The 474-nt window shown below is 24.3% G+C and carries 1 pseudogene; it reads right to left on the reverse strand.

Features of this window, described 5'->3' with window-relative positions:
- Window positions 1–126 precede the first annotated feature (126 nt).
- Window positions 127–474, reverse strand: a pseudogene (locus U881_RS0102305) (site-specific integrase); the annotation flags it as partial.

The raw sequence follows: 474 nt of genomic DNA on the forward strand, positions 1-474 counted from the left end.
AGAAAAAATGACTTAAGAATGTACTTAAGTCATCAGTCAAAAAAAAGTATAACAAAAAACAACAAAAAAAATTCAAATTTAATACTATTATACTTAATATAACTTAATTTAGCAAAGAAACAAATCTTATTTCAAACTGTTTTTAATATCCTTATAAGCTTGTATTTTACTAGCCGAAGATAAGCCATAAACATTGTCAATTTCAGAAGTAGAGGCGTATTTCATTAATTCTTTGATCTCGAATGAGTTGTATCCTTTGGATTTAAGAGAAGCAATAAATATATTTCGGCAGATATGTAGAGACTTACGTTGTTTAAATCCAGATGATTTGAGTAGTGATTTAAACTGAATTGCAATTTTGTTTATATTAATTTTGTTGTCTTTAAATTTATTTTTACTTTTTTGAAATAGATAAGTACGTCTTGTGTCTTTGTCTTTAGATATAAAATAATCATTATGTATCTTCATAATAGA

The organism is Borrelia persica No12 (genome assembly GCF_000500045.1).
Taxonomy (GTDB): domain Bacteria; phylum Spirochaetota; class Spirochaetia; order Borreliales; family Borreliaceae; genus Borrelia; species Borrelia persica.